Origin of the sequence: Rhizobium croatiense (assembly GCF_019793465.1) — a bacterium.
Taxonomy (GTDB): domain Bacteria; phylum Pseudomonadota; class Alphaproteobacteria; order Rhizobiales; family Rhizobiaceae; genus Rhizobium; species Rhizobium croatiense.
Genome location: NZ_JAILYJ010000015.1, coordinates 1 through 23,995, shown reverse-complemented (window position 1 = coordinate 23,995; position 23,995 = coordinate 1). Strand labels below are relative to the sequence as shown.

Here is a 23,995-nt window from a genome sequence, read left to right as displayed (position 1 = left end):
GAGAACATGGGAGAGAGGGAAATGGCAATCGACACGATGGCGGCAGGCATGCCCAGGACGTCGTCCTTCAAACGCATCGGCACAATGCGCGAGGCAGGGCTGATCGCGATCATCCTGGCGCTCGGCATCATCATGAGCTTTGCGTCGCCACACTTCCTGACGCTCGGCAATTTCCGCGCCATGCTGATGAGCTTTTCCGTGGAGGGCATCGTCGTTGTCGGCATGACGATTCTGCTCATCGTTGGCGGCATCGACCTTGCGGTCGGCTCCGTCGTCTGCTTCGCGATGGTGCTCTCGGGCTCGCTCTTTCTCGCCGGACTCGATCCGTGGACGGCCTCGCTTGTCGGCATTCTTGCCAGCAGCACTATCGGCGCCATCATGGGCTTCTTCGTGACGGTCGTCGGTCTCAACCACTTCATCACGTCGCTGGCGGGCATGGTGATCGTGCGTGGCCTCTGTCTCATCATCACCAAGGGCACGCCGCTCTCGCTCTTCACGCTGCCGGCCGGCTTCAAGGCGGTGGGGCAGGGCACGTTCTACGGCATTCCCTATGTCATCCTGATCTTCGTCGCCGTCGTCATGCTGTTCGATTTCCTGCTGCGCCGGGCGACCGCCTTCCGCAAGGTGTTCTACACGGGCAGCAATGAGAAGGCGGCGCTCTATTCCGGCATCAAGACGAACCAGGTGAAATTCTGGGTGACGGTGCTCTGCTCGACGCTCGCCGGCGTCGCCGGTGTCATCTACATGTCCCGCTTCGGCGCGGCGACACCCACTTTCGGCGTCGGCATGGAGCTGAACATCATCGCCGCCGCGGTGATCGGCGGAGCCTCGCTGAACGGCGGCTCGGGAACCATCCTCGGGGCCATCCTCGGCATCGCGCTTCTTTCCCTCGTCACCTCGTCGCTGATCCTGCTAAATGTTTCCGTCTATTGGCAGGACATGATCAAAGGATGCATCCTGCTTGCCGCCGTATCCATCGACCATTTCCTGCACAAGCGGAAGGCCGCCTGACATGCCGATCGCCAAACTGAAACCCAGGACGACAGCCCCGCGCGAGGAAATCGTCATCGCCCGCCAGATGCACCAGGCGCTCGTCCTGCATTTTCTGGAGGGTCTGACGCAGGCGCAGATCGCCGATCAGCTCGGGATCTCGCACGCCACCGTCAACCGCCTCATCAAGCGGGGCCGGCAGCTCGGCCTAGTCGAGATCAAGATCAAATCGCCGATCGAACCGCTTGTTAATATGGAGGAACGGCTTCTGGCGCTTGGCGGCATCAGCCGCGCGGTCGTGGTACCGACAGTCTCGGACAATCCGCAGACCGCGCTGCAGGCGGTCGGCGAGGCGGCGGCACGCCTGCTGCTCGAAGAAATCGCCGATGGCGATACGATCTGCATCACCGGCGGCAAGGGCGTCAGCGCCGTCGTCGCCGGCCTGCAGGCGCCGCGCCGCTTCGATGTCGAGGTCATCCCGGCCACCGGATGCGTGCAGGGCAAACACTATACCGACGTCAACCACGTCTCGACCCTGATGGCCGACCGGCTCGGCGGGCGCTCCTATCAGATCCACGCGCCGCTCTTTGCCGATGACGCCGAGCAGCGGTCGATGCTGATCAACATGCGCTCCGTCGCCGACGTCTTCCGGCGGGCGCGGGAGGCAAAAGTCGCTGTGGTCGGCATCGGCTCGATCCTGACTGACGATTCGAGCTATTACGACCTGCACCCTTCCTCCAGCACCGATCGTGCGGCAATCGAGCGTTCGGGCGCCAGCTGTGAACTGCTCGCCCATTTGCTCGACGATCACGGCCGCGTCTGCGACTACAGCCTGAACCGGTCGCTGGTTTCGCTGACGCTGCCGGAATTCGCCTCGATCCCGACGAAGATCGGTGTCGCCAGCGGCCCGAACAAGGCCGGGCCGATCCTCAGCATCCTGCGCGGCAACCACCTCGATACGCTCGTCACCGACGAGGCGACGGGCGCGCGCATTCTTGAACTCGCATCCGAGGAAGGATTTTCCGCATGAGCGGCGAACAGTTGACCCGCGAAATCGGCCGCTCCGGCGTCAAGGCTTCGGCCGTCGGCCTCGGCACCTGGGCAATCGGCGGCTGGATGTGGGGCGGCACGGATGAGGCGCAATCCATCGCCGCGATCCAGGCCTCGCTCGATGCCGGCGTCACGCTCATCGACACGGCGCCGGCCTACGGCCTGGGCCGATCCGAAGAGATCGTCGGCAAGGCGCTCGCCGGACGCCGAGACAAGGCGGTAATCGCCACCAAATGCGGGCTGGTGTGGCATACGCAGAAGGGCAACCATTTCTTCGACCAGGACGGCAGGCCGGTGCATCGCTATCTCGGGCGAGACTCGATCATTCACGAGGTTGAGGAAAGCCTGCGCCGCCTCGGCACAGATCATATCGACCTCTACATCACCCACTGGCAGGACCCGACGACGCCGATCGAGGAGACTGTCGCGGCGCTGGAAGAGCTGAAACAGGCCGGAAAGATCCGCGCCGTCGGCGCCAGCAACGTCAGCCGGTCGGAACTCGAACAATATATCGCGACCGCTTCGCTCGATGCGATCCAGGAGCGGTTCAGCATGATCGATCGCCAGATCGAGGCGGACCTGTTGCCGCTCACCATCGCCAACAGCGTATCGACGCTCAGCTATTCCTCACTGGCGCTCGGCCTGCTTTCCGGCGCCATCGGGCCCGAGCGCGTGTTTTCCGGCGACGACCAGCGCAAGGACAATCCGCGCTTTTCCGTCGCCAACCGCCGCAATGCCAAGGATTTTGCCGAGGCGATCCGGCCTGTCGCGGAGCGCCACGGCGCCAGCATCGCGCAGACGGTGATCGCCTGGACACTGGCACAGCCGGGCGTAACCTTCGCGCTTTGCGGCGCAAGAAACCCGGCGCAGGCGCTCGACAATGCGCAGGCCGGAACGCTTCGCCTTTCAACCGCCGATCTCGCGGCCATCGACACCGCCATATCGGCGCAGCTCGCCACCATGGACGGATAACGGACGCCATCATGAACCGACTGGAAACAATGGACGGGCTTCGCCAAAGCCGGAAGGTGGACGTTTGCGTCCTCGGCGGCGGCATCAACGGGCTCAGCGTCTTCCGCGAGCTTGCGCTGCAGGGCGTGAACGTGCTGCTCGTCGAGCAAGGTGACTATTGCTCCGGTGCGAGCGCCGCCCTCTCGCGCATGGTCCATGGCGGGCTGCGCTATCTGGAGAATGGCGAATTCAACCTCGTGCAGGAGTCTCTGGTCGAGCGAGACCGGCTGCTGCGCAACGCCCCCCATTATGTGGCGCCCTTGCGGACGACGGTTCCTGTTTTCGACGTCTTCTCCGGCCTCGCCAACGGCATCGTGCGCTTCCTCGGTCTCACCCGTCGTCCGAGCCGCCGCGGCGCCGTCGCCATCAAGACCGGCCTCGCAATCTACGATTTCCTGACGCGCAAACGCGCGCTGATGCCCCGCCACCAGTTCCGCGGACGCCGGGCGACACTGGCAAAATGGCCGGCGCTCAATCCTGGGATCCGCAGTTCCGCGACCTATTACGACGCCTGGGTGAGCCATCCGGAGCGGATCGGCATCGAGTTGCTGCGCGACGGCCTGTCTGCCGGCCCGAATGCCCGGGCATTGAACTATGCGACGATCGAACAGACCGGGGCGGGGGACTTTCTGCTGCGCGACGGCATCGCCGGGGAGACGTTTCGCATCCAACCGACGCTGGTCGTCAACGCGACCGGGGGCTGGATCGACATCGCGAATGGATCGCTCTTTCCCGAGCGCGCGCGGCCTGCCGCGCTGATGGGCGGCACCAAGGGGTCGCATCTCATCATCGACAATCCCGCGCTCCGCGACATGCTCGGCGGGCACATGATCTACTACGAGAACGAGGACGGACGCATCTGCATCCTTTTTCCCTATCTCGGCAAGGTGCTGGTCGGCTCGACGGATATTCGCGTCGATGACCCCGGCATTGTGCGCTGCGAGACCGACGAGCGCGACTATATCCTGCAATCGCTTGCCTTCGTGCTGCCGGGCATTCGCATCCGGCCGGAAGAGATCGTTTTCCAGTTTGCCGGCGTGCGCCCGCTGCCGGCCAGCAAGGACAGTTTTACCGGACGCATCCCGCGGGACCATTTCTGCACCGTGATCGAAGGCCATGATAGCGGCCCGCCGGTGCTCTGCATGATCGGCGGCAAGTGGACGACGTTCCGCTCCTTCGGTGAGCTGGCGGCCGACATGGTCCTGGAACGGCTCGGCCGGCACCGGCGCGTCGATACGGCGGAAAGGGCATTTGGCGGCGGAAGGGCCTTTCCTAAAGATGGCGGAGGCTGGGTTCGTGATCTTGCGGCCTCGACGGGTATCTCCATCGATCGCGCTGCGATCCTCTTCGAACGCTACGGCACCGATGCGGAGGATGTCGCCGGCTTCATCGCGGCAGGCCCTGACCATCCTTTGCCGCATGCCGGCTATAGCCTCCGCGAAGTCCAATATCTGATCGGCGCTGAAGCCGTCGAGCATCTCGACGACCTGCTGCTGCGCCGCACGACGATGGCAATTTCCGGCGAGCTCTCGCTCGACATGGCTGACGCCGTGCTCGACCTGCTGGCCGTCGAAAGAGGCTGGTCGGCTGAGCGCGCCGCCGAAGAGCGCATCCGCTTTCTCACTATCATGCGCGAGCGCCACGGCGTCGCGGAGGCAAGCCTTTCCGCAAGGAACGAACGAAGGAGTGAATTATGCGAGACAACCGCAAGGTCCGGATGAACCGGCTGTTTGGCAACGGCCGTTGCCTTGATGTGGCGATCGATCACGGCGTCTGCAACGAGCCGTCCTTTCTCGACGGACTGGAGAACATGCCGGCCGTCGTCAAGGCGCTGGTCGATGCGAAGCCGGATGCGATCCAGATGAATTATGGCCAGGCCGACCTTCTGCAGGATCTGCCCGGCAAGGACAAGCCGGCGCTCGTCATGCGCATCGACATGGGCAATCCCTATAACCGTATCCGCCACCGCGACATGTGGGCGGTGCTGCAAAATGAAGCGGAGCCGCTGGTCGGGGCCTTGCAGATGGATGCCGCCTGCGTGGTGGTCAACCTGTTCATGCTGCCGGATGAGCCCGATCTCTTCCGCCAGTGCGTGCAGAATATTTCGCGAGTCCGGGCGGACTGCGAGAAATACGGCATGCCGCTCATGATCGAACCGCTCGTGATGCAGCCGGTGACCGAGCGCGGCGGCTACATGGTGGACGGCGATGCCGACAAGATCGTCACCTTGACGCGGCTTGCCCGCGAAATGGGCGCCGATATCGTCAAGGCCGATCCGACGACGAATGCGGAGGATTTCCACCGCGTGGTCGAAGCGGCGCGATGCCCGGTGCTCGTGCGCGGCGGCGGCAAGGAGGATCTCGCCGCCGTCTTCGCCAAATCGGCCGCCTTGATGGGGCAGGGCGCGATGGGCATGGTCTATGGCCGCAACATCTACCAGCATGCCAATCCAAGCGCTGTCGTGCGCGGGCTGATGGCGATCATCCACCAGGATGCGAGCGGCGAAGAAGCCGTTGCAATCTATCGGCAAGGCTGAGGTGGCGAAGCAATTCCCGAAAAAGCGTGAAGCGGTTTATCTTTGGAATTGGACAAGCAATGACAGAACCTTGGGAGGGGTTCGGAATGGGAGAATATTTGTTGGGGCTCGACGCCGGCAACACCGTCATCAAGGCGGTGATCTTCGACCGTACCGGTCGGGAAGTGGCTTATGCGGGAGAGGAGGGGCATAGCCGGATGCCATGTCCCGGCCATGTCGAGCGGGATCTCGGCGAGCTTTGGGCCAACGCCAAGCGCGTCATTCGCACCTGCCTCGACCGGGCAGGCATTGCTGCGGTTGATATCGCCGCAATCGGCTGCGCCGGTCACGGCAACGGGCTGTATGCGTTGGATCGAAATGGCGAACCCTTCCTCGGCATCCAGTCGCTCGATACGCGGGCGACCGGGCTCGTCGAGGAATGGGCGGCTGAGGCTGTCGGCGATCGCACCTATCCGATCGCCCGCCAACGGCCCTGGCCCTCGCAGACACCGACGCTGCTCGCCTGGCTGAAACGTCATCGACCGGAGATTTTCCAGCGCATCGGCACGGTGTTCTACTCCAAGGATTTCGTCGTCAACCGGCTGACCGGCGAGCGTGTCAGCGAGATGTCGGATATGTCAGGGGCAGGGCTGCTCGATCTCGCCGCCCGCCGTTATGACCGCACGCTGATGGCGGCTTACGGCCTTGGCGACTGCATGGACCTGCTGCCGCGGCTGATCGAAAGCGCCGACATGGCCGGCAGGGTGACGGAAGAGGTCGCGGCGGAAACCGGTCTTGCCGCCGGCACGCCGGTGGTCGCAGGGCTCTTCGACGTCGTCGCCTCGGCCCTCGGCTCGGGCGTCTCGCGCACCGGCAGCGCCTCGATCATCGCCGGCACCTGGAGCATCAACCAGGTCATCATCGACGGGCCTGATCTCGGCGGACCCGTCTTCATGTCCTCGACCTTCGATCGCAGGCGCTACATGGCGATGGAAAACAGCGCCACTTCGGCTGCCAATCTCGAATGGCTGGTGCGGGAGTTTTTCGATGGCGACCATGCGGAGGGCGTCTCGCCCTTCGACGCCTGCTGTGCGCTGGCGGCGGAAATTCAGCCGGCTGCCGACGATCCGCTCTATCATCCCTATCTCTACGGCGCCCAGCAGGACGGCCATGCACGGGCCGGCTTTTACGGCATTGCCGGCTGGCACACCAAGGGACACCTGATCCGCGCCCTGCTCGAAGGTGTTGCCTTCGGCCACCGCCAACACGTCGAGACGCTCCGCGGAGCGGGGGCGACCTTCGACCAGGCGGTGCTGTCGGGCGGCGGATCGCGCAGTCGCCTCTGGCCGCAGATCTTTGCCGATGTGCTCGGCGTGCCGGTTTCGGTCGCCATCTCCAGGGAAACCGGGGCTCTCGGTGCGGCGATTGCGGCGGGAACCGGAGTGGGGTTGTTCGCCGATTTTACGGAAGGTGCGGATGCCATGGTACGTATCGACCGGCACTATCGGCCGAATGCCGCGCTCGCTGCGCATTACGACCGGCGCTACGCGCTTTACAATGACATAGCGGAAGCCATGGCGCCGCTCTGGCGGCGGCTTTCGGCAGCCGAACCTACGGCGACGGGAGCTGCAGCGTGACGATGCAAGGCAATGAAACGCCGATTGACGAGGGAAGCTACGACTTCATCATCGTCGGCGCAGGCTCCGCCGGCTGTGTTCTGGCAAACAGGCTCTCGGCCGATCCGAAAACCCGGGTGCTGCTGCTCGAGGCCGGAGGCACGGACCGCTATCACTGGGTCCATGTGCCGATCGGCTATCTCTACTGTATGGGCAATCCGCGCACCGACTGGATGATGAAGACGGCCGCCGAGGCCGGGCTCAATGGCCGCGCACTGAACTATCCGCGCGGAAAACTTCTCGGTGGCTGTTCGTCGATCAACGGCATGATCTACATGCGCGGCCAGGCGGCCGATTATGACGGATGGCGGCAGGCCGGAAACGCCGGCTGGGGCTGGGACGATGTGCTTCCTTATTTCCTGAAGTCGGAAGATAATTACCGCGGCAAATCCGCCATGCATGGCGCTGGCGGTGAATGGCGCGTCGAGCGCCAGCGCCTCTCTTGGCCGATCCTCGACGCCTTCCGCGATGCAGCGGAAGAACTCGGCATTCCGAAGACTGATGATTTCAACGATGGCGACAATGAAGGCTCCGGCTATTTCGAAGTCAATCAGAAGGGCGGCCTGCGTTGGAACACGACGAAAGCCTTCCTGCGGCCGGCGATGAAGCGGGGGAATCTTCGCGTCCTGACGGGCGCGGAGACGGAACGGCTGGAGTTCGACGGCAAGGCGGTTTCCGGGGTGCGCTTCCGGCTTGGCGGCCGGCTCTGTATCGCCCGCGCCTTCCGCGAGGTCGTATTGTCGGCGGGTGCCATCAACTCACCCAAAATCCTAGAACTCTCCGGCATCGGTCGGCCGGAGGTTCTTTCGGCCCTTGATATTCAGGTTCGTCACCCCCTGAAGGGCGTTGGCGAAAATCTCCAGGATCACCTGCAGATCCGCACGGTCTTCAAGATCGAAGGCGCGCGCACGCTCAATCAGCTTTACCACAACCTCTTCAGCCGCGCCGGAATGGGCCTTCAATATGCCATCAACCGGTCGGGCCCTCTTTCCATGGCGCCGAGCCAGCTCGGAATCTTCGCCAAAAGCGATCCCGCCGTCGCCACGGCGGACCTCGAGTATCATGTCCAGCCGCTCAGCACGGACCGGCTCGGCGAACCGTTGCACCGCTATCCCGCAGTAACGGTTTCCGTCTGCAGCCTCCGGCCAGAAAGCCGCGGCACTGTACATGTCACGACAGGCGACGCCAGCCAGCCGCCGGAAATCCGCCCGAACTATCTTTCGACCGCCGGCGACCGGCTGCTTGCGGCAAAATCCATCCGCCACGCGCGTAGACTGATGGGGACAAGGGCTATAGCCCGCTTCAATCCGCAGGAAATGCTGCCGGGCCAAGAATATGAGAGCGACGACGATCTGATCCGCCGCGCCGGCGACATCGCCACGACGATCTTCCATCCCGTCGGCACCTGTAAGATGGGCAGCGATCCCATGGCGGTGGTCGACACGCGGCTGCGCGTGCACGGCGTGGCGAAGCTCCGGGTCGTCGATGCCTCGATCATGCCTGCGATCGTCTCCGGCAACACGAACTCGCCGGTGATCATGGTTGCTGAGAAGGCGGCGGAAGCCATCATCAAAGGCGATTAGGGAGGACCATGCCCCGCGCAACCAACCGGCCGTCGCGTCGCTCGATGCCCGCCAGAGCGTCTCTACATTGATATCTCGGTGGCGTTGGTTTTGGCGCGACGAGCACTGTTCCAGCCGCTTCGCGTTCGCCCCTATAATCGAGTTCCATAATAGAACTTACGCCAGATTCGCATGTAGCCGGGGTACATTCCATTTCCACGCGCGAGAGCCTCACCTACCAGCGCCGGCCGCGGCAAACTGCTTCGTCAAATCCATTTCATGACGATCAATACGCCGCCGCACTCTTGCCGTGGCCGTCAGCGGAACCGGCTGACTTCCGTGGCCGACTTGCGGCGGCGGATGAATTCGCGCAGCAACGGCAGGAAGAAGGCTTTGCTGAAGCAGCCTGTCGGCGGCTCGGGCTCGAGATAGAATGAATTGCCGACGGTGTCGGTGTTGAACTCATCGAAGATGATCCAAAGCCTGCGATCGGCATCAAGGCCGGCGCGGCGCTTTTCGATCGCAGGCACCTCTACGGCAAAGCGCGATGCCTCCGGCTGTTTGGTGGTGATGGGAAAGAACATGACCAGATCACCGTCCGGCCGTGGCATTCTCACGCCCACGGCGACCGGTCGCTCCTTGCGTCCTTCCGTCTCTCCACGCGCAGCCTCCCGCGCCCACAGGTAAGGATAGCGTATGACGCTTGCGGTCTGGATCAGGTCGTAACTCACTACCGACCTGCCTCATCCTCGCCGGCATAGGTCTCGACGGCGTTCTCGAATTCAGCGAAGAGTTCATCCGACATGGTCCCGATGGTGCCGGCGGATCGGCGGTCGGATTGCTTCATCAGCCGCTCGTAGTCTTCGATGTTGAGGAGGACGAGGCGCGGCTTGTTGCGCTGGGTGATGGTGACCGGATGACGAAGCGCCTCGGCGATGATGTCGCCGGATTTCCGGGAGAGATCACTGGTAGAATAGGAACCGCTTGACCTGGGCATCGGCGTCCTCCTTTGCTGTATTTGCTGTTATATACAGCATTTCCAATAATGCTGTATATATTGAAGCTGCCTTTATTCCCACGATTGAACGGCGGGGGCCTCTCTCTGGGCCAACGTAGTCGGGAAACTAGGCCTGCCCGGTCTGCGGTGGTTTCGACCTCCGCGATGGACCAGTCCCACCGCGCCATCATTCCCTGGCGAGATCGAAGGTCGGTTCGGGTCGAGCAGGTCGCACTCCGATAGCTCTGGCGTTGCAACGATGCGATCCCCAGTGAACGCTGTCGGCTTCATCAAGATCGACGTTGAAGGCCACGAGCTAAAAGTACTCAAAGGTGCGGAGGCCATATTGAGCCGGGACCATCCCAACCTGCTCATCGAGGCGGAAGACCGACATCGACCCAACGCTGTCGCCAGTGTGATCGACTATCTCACACCGTTTGGCTATTCGGTATATTGCCTGAAAGATCGAAGATTGCGGTCCCTGTCGTCCGAGGAGGTTCGGAAGAGCTCTTCAGGAAGGCCTTATAACTACGTTTTTTCTATCCGTAAGGACTTGTAAAGCGTCGTTCGTGGCGCCCTTCTCAGCGGTCGTAGCAACTCCCGCAGGTTACCCTCCTACGCCGTCAATTTGCACAATTGGCTGACGTGGACGTGCCCGAGCGGTCCGTGAGGATCACGTTCCCCGAAATGGGGCGGCGATCGGTTCCGGTTAGCCAGCGCTCTGGCGAAAAATACGTCTTGGTCCTCACCTGCGAAGCTGAAGTCGCCTTAAGACCAAGAACAAAATCAAAATTACTTCCGCCATCGGCTTCGCGCATGAAACTGAGATAGGCGCCGAATCGCTCTTCTTCGACATTTCGAAGGTTTTGGATCGACGTAAGACTATCCTCGAAATCGCGCCAGCACGCCTGCTTCACAATGATCTCGAACATGCGCAGAATAGCCGGGGCGAGACGCCCCTCATCGTCTGTCGTCGGCCCGATGATCCTGGCGCGGATCTCAACAATATCACCCATTTCATTTCCACGAACCTTGAGGAAGGTGGAACTGAGGGGACGCGCCTCGTCGCGTTCATAGATGCGCTGAAAATAACATTCATAATTGCGATTGCGCATCGATGCCGCTTTCCATTCGCTCATCTCGATACCGGCCTCTCGAAGAGCAGCGCAAATGTTCGACCCCGAGACGCGCCATATCCGTAGAAACTGACCTGCCAGCGCCGGCTTCGGGACCTCGATCAGCTGCGGCGATATCGACATCGGCCGGAGAGGAGAAGCAGCCTCATCATCACGACGGGCGGCGATTTCCGATGATGGGGCAGCCTTATTGAGAGCTCGATCTTCAATGGGCCCAGCCGGACCTTCGAGGCGGTCGCTTCCACCGAAAAAAACGACGACCCCGGCTGCAAGCAACATGCAGATCAAAAGCACTGGCCAAAGCAGCCAGCGGGGGACGTTCCGCCATGGGAAATTCCAGTGTGAACGTGGGCCGCCGCCAGGAGGATCGACGTCTGATAACACCTTATCCACGGCGCGGCCTCACAAACAAAATAGGAGCCGGTGCGAGTTCGAAGTCGAGCGACCTCGATTCTCTTTGCGACCAACCGGGCTTGGATCGATCAGCCCCGGCTCGCGGCTCCTGGGGAGGTGAGCAACGCATCTGAAAAACCGTACAGTCTGTTCGACTCACCTTCGACACAGCGAGTGTGAGGTTAGGCGCGTATAGCGTCAAGCGGCGACCGACTTCACGAACATGCAGGCCGCCAAACCGCAGACGATGAGAGGCGATATCTGCCTCAAAGCTCACTCGGAACTGTGTTTTCAGCCAACCGATCCGTCAGCCTATGGTTCACGTATTGCGTTATCGAGTCCGCGCAGCAAGGGATACAGGAAGTAGGACATCACCGTGCGGTTGCCGACCTTGATTTCCGTCGACACGGTCATGCCGGGAAGCAGCCGCACCGGCACATCCGCGGCATTCAGCCGGGTATCGGCAAGCAGGATCCGCGCCTTGAAGAAGGGGGCGGCCGGCTGGCCGGGGGTGGCTGACTGCTCCTGTTGGCCGGTTAGAAAGGTGTCCTGGCTGATGGTTCTCACTTCGCCGGAGGCGGTGCCATATTTCTGGAAGGGATAGGCGTCGAGTTTGATGCGTGCCTCCTTGCCGACGGCCACGCGGCCGATGTCGCGCGTGTTGATCGACACTTCGGCTTCGAGCGGTACGTTGATCGGCACCAGCGTGACGACCGGTTCGGCCTCCCGCACCACTGAACCGACCGAACGTTGCGCCAGATCGAGCACGACGGCATCGGCGGGTGCCGTCAGCGCCACCATGTTGCGGCGCAGCTCCAGTTTCTTCAGCTCTTCGCCCGCCATGTCGCGCTGGCTGCGCAGGTCCGCCAGCTGCTCCATCGCGGCACGGCGGAAATCCTCGATAAAGGCCTGACGGTCGGCAACCAGCTTGGCATGGGTGTGAGCCGCCTCGTCGGCCTTGCCGCGCACGGCAGTGATATCGGCCTCGACATCAAGGCGGGCGTCGCGCGAGCCGAGCATGGTGAGCAGCGAGCCGCTTTCCGTGTCATAGAGCTTCTTTCGTGTCGCCTCGATCTGCGAGAGATTGTCGCGCCGGTCGTTCAGCACGGCCTCCTGGTTGCGGTTTGCCTTAAGGACGGAGGACTGGCCGGCGATCTGCTGCTCGAAATTCTGCAGCTGCGCCGTGTAGAAGGCACGCCGCTGGCCGAACAGCTGCACCTGCAACTGCTCGTCCGGCGTATTGCCGGCGATCTTCGAATAGTCCTCGCCGGTCAGCTCGGTCTCAAGCCGCTTCACCTGGGCGTCGAGGGCGGAAAACTTCGTCTTCAGCTGCCCGACATCGGCCTGGCTGAAGGTGGCGTCGAGCGTCGCCAGCGTCTGGCCGGCACGCACCACCTCGCCGGCCTTCACGTCGATCGTGCGGATGATCGAGGTTTCGAGCGGCTGGACGACGATGGTCGGCTGAGTGGTGACGAGCTTGCCGGGCGCAATCACCACCTCGTCGATGGACGAGACCGAGGCCCAGGTGATCGCTGCGGCAAGCAGCGCCGTGACGCAGTAGAGCGTCATGCGGGCAACGCGCGGCGGCGCGCGCTCTTCCAGCTCGACGGCGTCGGACTGAAATTCCGCAATTGCCGGCGGCAGCGGTGGGCGGGCGGTGAGCTCCCTGCCCTTGTCCGGCCCCGTGGCCGACGGGGCTTTGTTCGAGCGTACGGGCAGGTTCTCGCTGGATTTTCTGATATGCGCGTTCATGCGACCTGCCTCATCTGCTGTGCCCAGAGGTGACGGTAGGTCATGCAGCGCGACACGAGCTGATCGTGCCGGCCGATATCGGCGACCTTGCCGCGATCGATAACGAGAATGGCATCGGCATCGACGAGCGTCGAAAGCCGGTGCGAGACGATGATGACGGTGCGGCCGGCGGCGATGCGGCTCAGATTCTCGCGGATGATCGCCTCGCTGTCGGGGTCGAGCGCGCTCGTCGCCTCGTCGAAGATCAGCAGCTTCGGATCGGTGATCAGCGCGCGGGCAATCGCCAGGCGCTGCTTCTGGCCGCCGGAGAGGTTGGCGGCATTTTCCTCCAGCATCGTGTCGAAGCCGCGCGGCAGCCGTTCGATGAACTCTTCGGCGCCGGCGATGCGGGCGACCTCCATGATCTCCTCGATGCTGGCATCGGGCTTGGCCGCGGCGATATTGTCGCGCACCGAGCCGCGGAACAGGAAATTGTCCTGCAGCACGACGCCGATGCTGGTTCTCAGATGCACGAGGTCGATCTCGCGGCTGTCGTAACCATCCATGCGCACCAGCCCTTCCTGGCTTTGATAGAGTCCCTGGATGAGCCGGGTGATCGTCGTCTTGCCCGAGCCGCTCTTGCCGACCACGCCGAAGACGCAGCCTGCCGGAATGGCGAAGGAGACATTGTCGAGCGCCGGCGCGGTGTCGGGAGCGTAGCGGAAGGTGACCCTGTCGAATGCGATGTGGCCCCGCAGATGCGGCCGAACACCGCGCCCGCGGCCCGCCTGCTCCGGCCGCTGGTTCATGATCTCGCCGAGCATGCGCACGGAGAGCGCCACTTCCTGATATTCATGCACCATGGTGACGATCTGGACGAGCGGTCCGGAGACCCGGCCGGCGAGCATGTTGAAGGCAACCAGCGCGCCGATGGTCATCGCGCCATTGAAGACATCGAGCGCGCCGAGGCCGATAATCGCGACACTCATCAGCTTCTCCAGCAGTCCGGTCATCGCCTGAGCGATGGTCGAGATCTTCTCGACCCGGAAACGCACCGAGATCGACTGGGCCGAATAATCGTCCCATACCTTGCGCTGGCGCGGTTCCAGGGCCAGCGATTTGACGGTGCGCATGCCGTGCACGGTTTCCACCAGCAGTGCCTGCCGGTCGCCTTCCGCCTGGTAGAGTGCCTGCAGGCGGCGCTGGAACGGCCCGACGAGCAGCATCACCACCAGACCGACAAGCGCTGCGAAGCCGAGCACCACGAGCGTCAGCTTGACGCTGTAGAGAAGCAGGATCGGCACGAAGACGAAGAGGGACACGCCGTCGAGAAGCGTCAGGAACAGCCGGCCCGTCAGGAATTCGCGGATGCGCCCCGTCTGCTGCATGTGCTTGACGAGAACGCCGGCGGAAGCCTGTTCGAAGAGCGCGATCGGCAGGTTCAGCAGGTGGCCGAAGGTGCGGGTCGCGACCCGGATGTCGATCCTGTTGGTGGCGTAGAGCAGCAGATAGCGCCGCAGGAAGGTGAACGTCGCGTCGAAGACGAGCGCAATCGCAATGCCGGCCGTCAGAACCGTCAGTGTCGCATAGCTCTGATGCACGAGCACCTTGTCGATGACGAGCTGGAAGAAGATCGGCGTCATCAACCCAAGGCCGTAAAGCACGAAGGCCGCGAGCGCGACATCGCGGAAGAAGCTGCGCTGCTTGATGATTTCGGGAACGAACCAGCGGAAGCCGAAGGGCCGGTCCTCATCGGACATGCGATAATTGCGCTTCAGCAGGATCACCGATCCGAGCCAGGCCTTGGCGAATTGCTCTTCGCTGAGCATCATCGCTTCGGCGCGTGAGGCGAGCGGATCGAGAACGCGAATTCTCTCCTCCTCACCGCTCCCGACAGCATCGGCGATAACCACCCAATTGCCGTTCGTCAGTTCCGCGAGCACCGGAAAGGCCTCGCCGAGCTGAAACAGCGATCGCCAGTCGAGCGTCAGATGCCGGGCCCTGAGGCCGGCATCCTTGGCCATGCGCAGCAGCTGCCGCACGGCAACGGGATCGTTGCCGATGGCATAATCGTGCTGCAGGCGCTCAGGAGCAAGATCGACGCCGTGATGCCGCGCGACGAGCGCCAGACAATGCAGGTTGGTATGCAGAAAACCACTCATGGCCCACCCGAAACCCAATACGAAACCGAGGCGATATCTGTTTTATCAGTTGAAGTTCGGCGAAGCGTTCGAAGCGCCGGCCGGCCCCGATTGAATATCGGCAGCCGCCGCAGCTGACATATCGCCAACGCGACGAACCGCCCCCGCTTCGACCAACCCGCCGAGCGCCTTCTGCATCAGATCGACCGCATTGGCGAAGGCATCGACAGGCATGATGATGCGCTGGCGGAAGACCGGTTTCGGGTTGTTGTTGGCATCACGATCGGTAGCCGAAAGCGACATCAGGTCGATGCGCACGATCGTTCCGGTAATGGTGATTTCGCCGATGCCGTCTGCGTAGAGTTCGTTGCTCATTGTTCTCTCCTCTGGTTCATAATCAAAACGTCTTCACCTTAGGGCGCCTTACGTCCATGAGGACGCTCTAACTGTTTGATGTGCATGCACATGCCCGTGCGGCCAGGCTGGAAACGGGTCCCGGAGCCCGACAGCAGTCTGCGGGTCGAAGCCTGTCTCCTCACCGGTCAGGCAGTCGTCGAGTGCCGCCCTGATTGCTCCTTCGTCGAAGCCGGCGCCGATGAAGACGAGTTCCTGGCGGCGGTCGCCCCAGACCTCGTCCCAATACCGGTCGATGAGCTGGCGGAACTGCGGAAAGCGTGGCCACTGCACCTTCGGCACCGAGGCCCACCAGAAACCCCTGGTATCGATGCGGCACTGCGTGCCAGCAATCGACAGAAGGCCGATCTCATCCGGCCTCGTCGCCAGCCAGAAATGCCCCTTCGCACGGATGAGGCCAGACCATTTCCTGCCGAGGAAACCCTGCAGCTTTGAGGGATCAAACGGCCGGCGGCTGCGATAGACGAAGCTTCTGATGCCGTATTCCTCGGTCTCCGGCACATGGTCGCCCCAACCGAAGAGTTCCTTGTGCCACAGCGGATGGCGGGCGGCCTTCGCCTCGCTGAAGAGACCGGTATTCAGGATCGTGCCGAGCGGCACCTGGCCGAAGACTGCTTCGATCACCCCAGCATCCGGATTGAGGGCCGCGACGACCCGGCGCACCTCGGCAAGGTCGGCGCACGGCACGTCGCCTGCCTTGTTGATGATGACGACATCGGAAAATTCGATCTGCTCGACGAGCAGTTCCACGAGCTTGCGCTCATCGTCCCCGTCACGCCGTTCGCCGCGATCGGCAAGGAACTCGGCACTCTGGTAATCGGCAAGCAGATTGACCGCATCGACGACGCAGACCATCGTGTCCAGTCGGGCGACGTCGCAAAGGGCTGCCCCGCTTTCGTCGCGGAAGGAGAACGTGGCTGCGACCGGCAGCGGCTCGGCAATGCCGGTGCCCTCGATCAGCAGATAATCGAAACGGCCGGCGGCTGCCAATCGCCGCACCTCGCTCAGGAGATCGTCGCGCAGGGTGCAGCAGATGCACCCGTTGGTGAGCTCTACCAGCGTCTCGTCCGTGCGCGACAGATCCGCGCCGCCCTCGCGCACGAGATCCGCATCGATGTTGACCTCGCTCATATCGTTGACGATGACAGCAACCCGACGACCCTCCCGATTGCTCAGGACATGATTGAGGACAGTCGTCTTTCCGGCGCCGAGAAACCCGGCGAGAACCGTAACCGGCAATCTGATATCTGTACGCATCATCGATACTCTCACTCTTTACGGCATGCTTGGTCTTACATCCGCGTGGGCATTACGCCGCGAGTTGCGGTTTGAATGCCACGTCCACGTAGTAGTTCGTGCTGTTGTAGCTGGCGGTCGGGAACAGCCCACCCGATCCATAGGCATAGACGCCGTTATTGCCGCCGGGCGCCTTCAGGTCCCCATTCGTCACATCGCTGGCAAAATAATTGCCGGTCGCCGAGTAATTGCCGTTGCTCGAGTAGGAAACGACGTAGGTCGTATCGGCCTGGATCGCGATCTGCTGGGTGAGCTGCGCAGTCTGCCAGCCGCTCGCCGTCTCGTTGCTGAAGGTGACGCTGCCGAGCAGCGTGCCGGAGGCCGTCCACAGATAGCCGTTATGCGGGCCGGTATTATCGGCACCCTTGTAGAAGCGGATGCCGGTGATCCAGCCCGCGGTATCGGCCTGGAATTTCATACCGAGATTGATCTGCTGGTTGTCGTTGGCGTTGACGATCGCAGGCGTCGCATCGGCGGCAAAGAGGTTCTGCTCCGGCCCAGCCGACTGGCTGCCGTTGACGGTGAGCGCAACCTGGGCCGAGGCCGTGCCGCCCTTGCCGTCCGAAATCGCGTAGCTGAAGCTTGCCGGCCCCGAATAGCCTGCCGTCGGCGTAAATGTCACCGTCTGGGCCTGGGCATCGTAGGAAACAGTGCCGTTGACCGCGCCGCTGACACCGGTAACGACAAGCGGATCGCCATTGCCGTCGCTATCGTTTGCCAGGAGTGCCGAGGCCTGAATGGTGATCGGCGTGCCGGTGTTGGTCGAGAAGCCGCTGTCATTGGCGGCGACCGGAACCGCATTCTGCCCGCTGCCCTGCTGATAGAGCACGTCGATCCAGTAGTTGCTCGCATTGTAGGAAGCGGTCGGAAACAGGCTGCTCGTGCCATAGGCATAAAGGCCGTTGCCGCCGCTCGTCGCACTCGACGGCGCCGTCAGCGCACCGTTCGAATAATCCGTCGTGAAGTAATTCGCTGTTGCCGAATAGAAGCCGTTCGAATGGTAGCTTGCCACATAGGTGGTGCCGGCCGAAACATTCATCGGCTGGGTGAAGGAAACTGTCTGCCAGCCGCTTGCCGTCTCGTTGATGAAGGTCGCCTGGGCCAGAAGCTGGCCGTTCACCGTCCACAGCGAGCCGACATGCGTGCCGGTATCCTGGGCGCTTCTGTAATAGGTGAGCCCGGTGATCTGGCCGTTGGCAGAAGCGATGAACTTGACGCCGAGTTCGACCGAGTTGGCGTCGTTGGCGGCGGCAATCCCCGACGTATCGGCGCCGGTGAACAGGCTCGACGTCGCGCCCCCGGCCGGCGGCGTGTCGACAGTGAGGCTGACAGTGGCGGCCGCCGTGCCGCCAAACCCGTCCGAAACCGTATAGGAGAAGCTTGCCGCGCCGGTATAACCCGCCGTCGGCGTGAAAATGACTGACTTGGTCTGGCTGTTGAAGCTCACCGTTCCGTGGACCGCACCATTGACACCGGTGATGCTGAGCGCGTCGCCATCGCCATCGGTGTCGTTTGCAAGCAGGCTGGCTGCGGCAATCGACAGCGCCGTGCTGGAATAGGTCGTGTAGCCATTGTCATTGGCGGCGACCGGCAGCACGTTGCTCGTCTGGTTATAGACGACATCCACCCAGTAGTTCGACGACTGGTAGCTGGAGGTCGGGAAACCGGAGCCGTCGGCAAAGACGCCGTTACTGCCGGCAAGCGCCGTCAGCGAGCCATTGCTATGGGTGGTCGTGAAATAATTTGCCGTTGCCACATAAGAGCCCGTCGTGTGGTAGGAGGCGACATAGGTCGTGCCGGCCAGGATATGCACCGGGTTCGAGAACGTCGCGGTCTGCCAGCCGCTCACCGCTCCGCTGTCGGCGAAGGTGACGGTCGCGACCAGCGTGCCGTCGGCCGTCCACAGCGAGCCGGTATGCGGGCCGGTATCGCCGGACGCCTTGTAGAAGCGGATGCCGGTCACCATGCCGCTCGACGAAGCGGAGAACCGCATGCCGAGTTCCAGCGACTGGCCCTCGCTGAAGCCTGCGCCCGTCGGCCCCTCGCTCGACTTGAACAGCGTCTCCCCTGAAGGGCCTGGCTCCACGGTGAGGCTGACATTGCCCTGATCCGTGCCGCCGCGCCCGTCCGACAGCGTATAGGTGAAGCTTGCCGGCCCCGAATAATTGCTGGTTGGCGTGAAGGTGATGGTGCCGTTCTGCTTGTTGAGCATCACCGTGCCGTTGACGGCATTGCCGACGGCCGAAATCGTCATCGCATCGCCGTTGGGATCCGTATCGTTTCCGACGAGCGAGGCGATCGAGATGACGACGCTGTCGTTGCGGGTCAGCGTCAGCCCGGTATTGTCGGTCGCAACCGGCGCGCTGTTGGGGCCGGCGTCGAAGACCACGTCGACCCAGTAGTTGGTGCCGGTTCCGAGGTTCTGTCCGGGGAAGGTGCCGGCATTATCGCCATAGGCATAGACGCCGCCGCCATCGACGACCTTCAGCGCGCCGCTGGCATAGGTGCCGCCGAAGTAATTATCGGTGGCGGAGTAGAAGCCATTGGTGTGATAGGAGGCCACATAGGTCGTGCCGGCCGCAATCTGGATCGGGCTGGAGAACATCACCGTCTGCCAGCCGGAGAGCGATTCACCGACCGAGACCCCCGTTGCCAGCAGCGTTCCGTTGGCGCTCCAGAGGCTGACGGCATGGTCGCCGGTATTGTAGAAGCCCTTGTAGAAGCGGATGCCCTCGACATAGCCTGCCGTCGTCGCCTGGAAGCGCAGGCCGAGTTCGACGGAATCACGATCGATCGCCGTTTCGACGGCGGGCTTGTCCGCCAGCGTCCACAGGCCCTGCGTGTCCGGCAGGGTGACGGTGACCTGCTTGCCGGCCGCTGGCGCCTCCATGTTGACGCTGTCGTCGACGGCGCGCGACAGGATCGTATAGGTCCCGCTCGCCTGGACGACCCAGTTATAGCTCCAGGTCTCGCGGCCCGTCGCCTTGAACCAGTGCTGGCCGCCATCGGTCGAGATTTCGACGCCGGCGATGATGCCGCCGCCGAAATCCTGGGCCGTGCCGGTGATCGTCACGCGCTGCCCCTCGACGAAGCTTGCGCCTGATATCGACGAGCTGATCGACGAGGTGGGCTTCAGCGTATCGGTCGATTGTGTCGCCAGGATCAGGCTCGCATCCAGCGTCATCGGCTGGATGCCCATGTCGGCGAACATGTTGACCATCGCCTGCTGCACGTTGCGATCGGTCGATGTCGTCGGGCCCTGATGGTTGTCGCTCAGGCCCCAGGACCAGAAGACGGTGCCGGCGCCGAAGACCAACGCGCCGCTTGCCGCCCGGTACATGGTCAGGCTGTGGGTTGCCACCGCATCGCCGACCGTCGTGCCGTAGTCGCGCAGATAGGTGCTCACCGAGACCGAGGATAGCGACAGATTGATCAGTCCATCCGGACGGAATCCGTTCTCGACATCGGAATCCCATTCATAGCCGAGCAGGTTCTGCACGAGATTATAGCTATCGCCCTCCTGCAGCTCCGAAACCTCGGTGTTGCGCCAGAAGCGCAGGTTCGAATAGTCGTAGGGGATGGAGATCGTATCCTGGCGGTAGCTGTCCACCTGGAACATCGTGCCCGTCAGCGAATTCTCCGGCTCCTGCCCCGGATCGGCATAACGCGGATCGCGCCAGGTGCCGGTGCCGACATTGCTCGGATCCGTGCTCGTGCCCCAGGTCTCCTTGTAGCAGACCATGGTGCGGTAGGCCTGGCCGCTGCCGTCGATGCTGCTTTCCCAGCGCACCTTCCAATAGCATTCGTTGCCGCTCCAGAAGGCGAGGTTGACGCCGGCATCGCGGGCGGCCTCGACATTGGCGCGCTGTTCGGCAGACCAGTATTCGTCATGTCCGACGGAGAGATAGGCATCATGGTTGAGCAGCAGGCCGCCGCTGCGCGCCGTATCGACGCCTGATATATAGGACACGTCGTAGCCGTTCTGCTCCAGCCACGAGATGGCGGAGGATTCGACGCCGAAGATGTAATCATGCGAGCCGCCGATAGGACTCGTATTGGTGATGATCGGCCTGTTGTAGCTGACCGCCGAAGCGCGGCCGATCGCGGTCACGCCGCAGCTGCAGTTCGGCGGCAGGTAGCCGATCATGTCTGCCGGATCGACGGGCACTTCACCATAATAGAGGCTGGCGCCGCCCCACGCATTATAGGCCTGCCAGGTCGTGTCCGATGTCTGGAAGACGATATCGCTGGTCGAGGCGTCGTCGCGCACGACGAAGGGGATGATGCTGGCATCCTCGGTGCCATCCTCGCGCACCAGCTTGGCGAAATAGACGCCGGAGACCGCGTCCGATGGAATCTGCCAGCTTGCTGAGACCGACCAGTTGCCGCAATCGATGAGACCGAGCGACATGTCGACGATTGGATGCGGCTGGATCTGCGCCGTGGTCAGCTGCTGCTCGATCGAGTCGACCTTGCGCGCGCCAGCCCCGCCATAATAGCCCATGCGATAGATATCGATGCGGTAATGGGTGGAATCGGTGGCGATCTTGAAATTGACCGTCTGGCCTATATTCGTGCTGATTTCGGTGGCAAAGCCCTGGATGGTGCCGCCGCCGTCGCCCTCCAGCCCCCACTCGCTGATCGGGTTGCCCTGCTTCAGGTTTTCCAGCGCGATCTTGTTGGGCGTCGCCGCAGGCGCAGCCGTCGCTGGGGCCACCAGTGCTGTCGGGGCCGCTGTCGTCTCCGCAGATGTGTCCTGGCTCTGCTCGACCGAAATGGATGCAATCGAGGCCTGTAGGCGCAACGAAGCCGTGGCGACACTGCCGGAAGAAGGAACAGGCGCCGCCGTTTCGCCGCTGCCCGTATCGGCATTGCTGGTAACACCGGTCAGCTCGGGAGCGGCAGGCAGTGTCGCAGCCTCCTCGAGCGGATCCGGGCCAAGCACGGTGCGCTCGGATGTCGAGGAAGGCGTCTCGAAGACCGTCGCAGCCGACGCCGTCTTCGTGGACGTGTCCTGCGTGCCGCCATCGGCCGCAGGCGTCGGCATGGCCGTCGGCGATGCCGAGGGCGCCTGCATGTCGACCGATGATGTCAGGGACGATGTGACCGTGCCGGTGAAGGAGGATTGGACTGTTGCGCTGCCCTGATTGGCAAAGCCCGGGGAACCATCGCTATTCGTCGAAGACACGACCGTCGTGGATCCAAGGCCTGCGCTCCAGGCAGAGGATGAACGACAGATAATCAACGCTCCACCAAATATACTCAGGTACTCACGATTACTGACATGAATTCTCCGCATCAGCGGCGTCCCCAATCCGTCGATCGACATTGCAGACATTCATCCTGCCAGCTTTCGTGAAGGAACGGACGACAGCAATCTGGGGTATATGGGTGGTACCCCCATACGTCGATATGATGACCCTCAGCGCCTACTGGCCGAGAAGGTCCCAAAGCCGCCTACAGCTGCTGCCAGGTGGCCGCGCTGGGTGACCGCGCCGGTTAACTCGAGCGTTGTCGTTCGCCGCCCGTGTTACCAGGCCGGAAACGGATCTTCGAGGGCGGCCCAGTCGCGCGGATCGGCGCTGGCGAGGCATCCGTCCAGCGCAGTCCGTACAGTTGTCTCGTCCATGCCCACGCCGATGAAAACCAGTTCCTGCCGGCGGTCGCCCCAGGCGCTGTCCCATCGGCTCTGCAGCTGTCGATGAAACTGCTGGTGGTTGGGCCAGTCCTGCCGGGGCACGGCTGCCCACCAGAGCCCCATGGGCTCGCAGCGCCGCTGGATCCCGGCAGCCGACATCAGGCCTACATGACGCGGGCGCGTGGCAAGCCAGAAATGGCCCTTGGCGCGCAGCACTCCCGGCCAGGGCTCGTCGAGGAATGCCCGAAACCGCATCGGATCGAAGGGACGCCGGGTGCGATAGACAAAGCTTGAGACCCCGTATTCCTCCGTCTCCGGAACATGCTCATCCGGGCTGTACAATTCCTTGTGCCACAGGGGATGCGCCGCGGCCTTTGCTTCATCGAAGAGGCCTGTATCGAGGACGGTTGAAAGAGAAATCTTGCCGAAATCCGTCTCCACCTGAAGCGCATCCGGGTTGAGAGAGGTAACGATCTTGCTCACCTCCGCGCGGACCTCTTCGGTCGCATCCGAGATCTTGTTGATCACGACGACATCGGCAAACTCGATCTGATCCACCAGCAGGTCGATCAGGGTGCGCCGGTCCTCACCGTCACGCTGCAGGCCACGGTCGGCAAGCAGGTCGGCACTGCTGTAGTCGGCTAACAGATTTGCAGCGTCGACCACGGTGACCATCGTATCGAGCCTGGCAAAATCAGCGAGCGAAACACCGGTCTCGTCGCGGAAGGAAAAGGTTGCGGCAATGGGACGTGGCTCGGCAATGCCGGTGCCCTCGATCAACAGATAGTCGTATCGCCGCTCCTCTGCCAGCCGTCGTACTTCCGTCAGGAGGTCGTTGCGCAGGGTACAGCATATGCAGCCGTTGCTGAGCTCGACCAATGTCTCCGTCGTATGCGACAGGTTGCAGTCGCCGTCGCGAATGAGACTGGCGTCTATGTTCACTTCGCTCATGTCATTGACGATGACGGCGACCCGCAGGCCCTGACGGTTATTCAGAACGTGGCTGAGGAGCGTCGTCTTGCCGGCGCCGAGAAAGCCGGCCAGCACGGTTACCGGAAGCCGTTCGATCCTGCTCATCGGCCTTCCTTGAATGTGGGCGTTCCGGGCGACCGGAGCCGCGGCGAGTACTTGCGACGTATCAGCCTCATTCGAAACCCGTTCGTAATCCCCTCACATGCCTCACGCGACGAGCTGCGGCCGGAAGACCACGTCGGCATAGTAATTCGCTGAATTGTAGGTGTTGGTGGGGAAAAGACCTGCAGTGGCGGATCCTCCATAGGCATAGACACCGTTGCCGCCGGCGACGGCACTTGACGGGGCCGTCAGCGGACCATTAGTGACGGCGGTCGTAAAGAAATTGTTGGTCGCCACATAGGCTCCTGTCGTGTGGTAGGAGGCGACATAAGTGGTGTTGGCGGCGATGGTGACCGGTGTTGCAAAATTCA

At 62.6% G+C, this 23,995-nt stretch carries 18 protein-coding genes; 8 read left to right on the top strand and 10 right to left on the bottom strand.

Annotated features, from left to right (window positions below):
- Positions 1–21 precede the first annotated feature (21 nt).
- The 7 genes from K6M89_RS22395 to K6M89_RS22365 all read left to right on the top strand — a co-directional run bounded on the left by K6M89_RS22395 (position 22) and on the right by K6M89_RS22365 (position 8,825).
- The gene (locus tag K6M89_RS22395; protein ID WP_222141023.1) at positions 22–1,011 is read left to right on the top strand and encodes an ABC transporter permease; all 990 of its coding nucleotides are present in this window, start codon (positions 22–24) and stop codon (positions 1,009–1,011) included.
- Position 1,012: 1 nt separating this feature from the next.
- A complete protein-coding gene (locus tag K6M89_RS22390) occupies positions 1,013–2,020 on the top strand; it encodes a sugar-binding transcriptional regulator (protein ID WP_222141022.1) in 1,008 nt (335 codons plus the stop codon).
- A complete protein-coding gene (locus tag K6M89_RS22385; protein WP_222141021.1) occupies positions 2,017–3,012 on the top strand; it encodes an aldo/keto reductase in 996 nt (331 codons plus the stop codon). Before K6M89_RS22390 ends, K6M89_RS22385 begins: the two co-directional genes overlap by 4 nt.
- An 11-nt stretch (positions 3,013–3,023) precedes the next feature.
- Positions 3,024–4,772 (top strand): glycerol-3-phosphate dehydrogenase/oxidase, encoded by a 1,749-nt coding sequence (locus tag K6M89_RS22380; protein ID WP_222141020.1) that lies wholly within the window; start codon positions 3,024–3,026, stop codon positions 4,770–4,772.
- The gene (locus K6M89_RS22375) at positions 4,745–5,587 is read left to right on the top strand and encodes a class I fructose-bisphosphate aldolase (protein ID WP_222141019.1); all 843 of its coding nucleotides are present in this window, start codon (positions 4,745–4,747) and stop codon (positions 5,585–5,587) included. The genes K6M89_RS22380 and K6M89_RS22375 overlap by 28 nt, the downstream gene beginning before the upstream one ends.
- Before the next feature lie 86 nt (positions 5,588–5,673).
- Complete coding sequence (locus tag K6M89_RS22370) at positions 5,674–7,203, top strand: FGGY-family carbohydrate kinase (protein ID WP_222141018.1); 1,530 nt, start codon at positions 5,674–5,676, stop codon at positions 7,201–7,203.
- A 2-nt stretch (positions 7,204–7,205) separates the two neighbouring features.
- The gene (locus K6M89_RS22365) at positions 7,206–8,825 is read left to right on the top strand and encodes a GMC family oxidoreductase (protein WP_246642629.1); all 1,620 of its coding nucleotides are present in this window, start codon (positions 7,206–7,208) and stop codon (positions 8,823–8,825) included.
- Positions 8,826–9,121: 296 nt separating this feature from the next.
- Here K6M89_RS22365 and K6M89_RS22360 read toward each other — a convergent pair whose 3' ends face one another.
- Positions 9,122–9,535, bottom strand: a complete 414-nt coding sequence (locus tag K6M89_RS22360) for a hypothetical protein (protein ID WP_222141016.1) — start codon at positions 9,533–9,535, stop codon at positions 9,122–9,124.
- Entirely contained in the window at positions 9,535–9,801 is a 267-nt protein-coding gene (locus tag K6M89_RS22355; protein WP_064685161.1) for a type II toxin-antitoxin system prevent-host-death family antitoxin, read from the bottom strand. Before K6M89_RS22355 ends, K6M89_RS22360 begins: the two co-directional genes overlap by 1 nt.
- 259 nt (positions 9,802–10,060) lie before the next feature.
- Here K6M89_RS22355 and K6M89_RS22350 point away from each other — a divergent pair, with 259 nt between their 5' ends.
- The gene (locus K6M89_RS22350) at positions 10,061–10,360 is read left to right on the top strand and encodes an FkbM family methyltransferase (protein WP_246642623.1); all 300 of its coding nucleotides are present in this window, start codon (positions 10,061–10,063) and stop codon (positions 10,358–10,360) included.
- A gap of 64 nt (positions 10,361–10,424) precedes the next feature.
- Here K6M89_RS22350 and K6M89_RS22345 read toward each other — a convergent pair whose 3' ends face one another.
- The 8 genes from K6M89_RS22345 to K6M89_RS22310 all read right to left on the bottom strand — a co-directional run.
- The gene (locus tag K6M89_RS22345; protein WP_222141134.1) at positions 10,425–11,216 is read right to left on the bottom strand and encodes a DUF6030 family protein; all 792 of its coding nucleotides are present in this window, start codon (positions 11,214–11,216) and stop codon (positions 10,425–10,427) included.
- A gap of 426 nt (positions 11,217–11,642) precedes the next feature.
- Positions 11,643–13,082: an HlyD family type I secretion periplasmic adaptor subunit gene (locus tag K6M89_RS22340; protein ID WP_222141015.1), complete on the bottom strand. Its 1,440-nt coding sequence runs from the start codon at positions 13,080–13,082 to the stop codon at positions 11,643–11,645.
- Positions 13,079–15,223 carry a peptidase domain-containing ABC transporter gene (locus K6M89_RS22335; protein WP_222141014.1) on the bottom strand — a complete coding sequence of 715 codons (2,145 nt, stop codon included), beginning with the start codon at positions 15,221–15,223 and terminating at the stop codon, positions 13,079–13,081. Before K6M89_RS22335 ends, K6M89_RS22340 begins: the two co-directional genes overlap by 4 nt.
- Positions 15,224–15,268: 45 nt before the next feature.
- Positions 15,269–15,577 carry a hypothetical protein gene (locus K6M89_RS22330; protein WP_040112893.1) on the bottom strand — a complete coding sequence of 103 codons (309 nt, stop codon included), beginning with the start codon at positions 15,575–15,577 and terminating at the stop codon, positions 15,269–15,271.
- A gap of 48 nt (positions 15,578–15,625) precedes the next feature.
- Complete coding sequence (locus K6M89_RS22325) at positions 15,626–16,876, bottom strand: GTP-binding protein (RefSeq protein WP_222141013.1); 1,251 nt, start codon at positions 16,874–16,876, stop codon at positions 15,626–15,628.
- Between the two features lie 49 nt (positions 16,877–16,925).
- Positions 16,926–22,211, bottom strand: coding sequence for a DUF4082 domain-containing protein (locus tag K6M89_RS22320; protein WP_222141012.1), 5,286 nt, complete (start codon positions 22,209–22,211; stop codon positions 16,926–16,928).
- Positions 22,212–22,442: 231 nt separating this feature from the next.
- Positions 22,443–23,627 (bottom strand): GTP-binding protein, encoded by a 1,185-nt coding sequence (locus tag K6M89_RS22315; protein ID WP_222141011.1) that lies wholly within the window; start codon positions 23,625–23,627, stop codon positions 22,443–22,445.
- 102 nt (positions 23,628–23,729) lie between these two features.
- A partial coding sequence (locus K6M89_RS22310; RefSeq protein ID WP_222141010.1) for a DUF4082 domain-containing protein occupies positions 23,730–23,995 on the bottom strand: 266 nt, incomplete at its 5' end.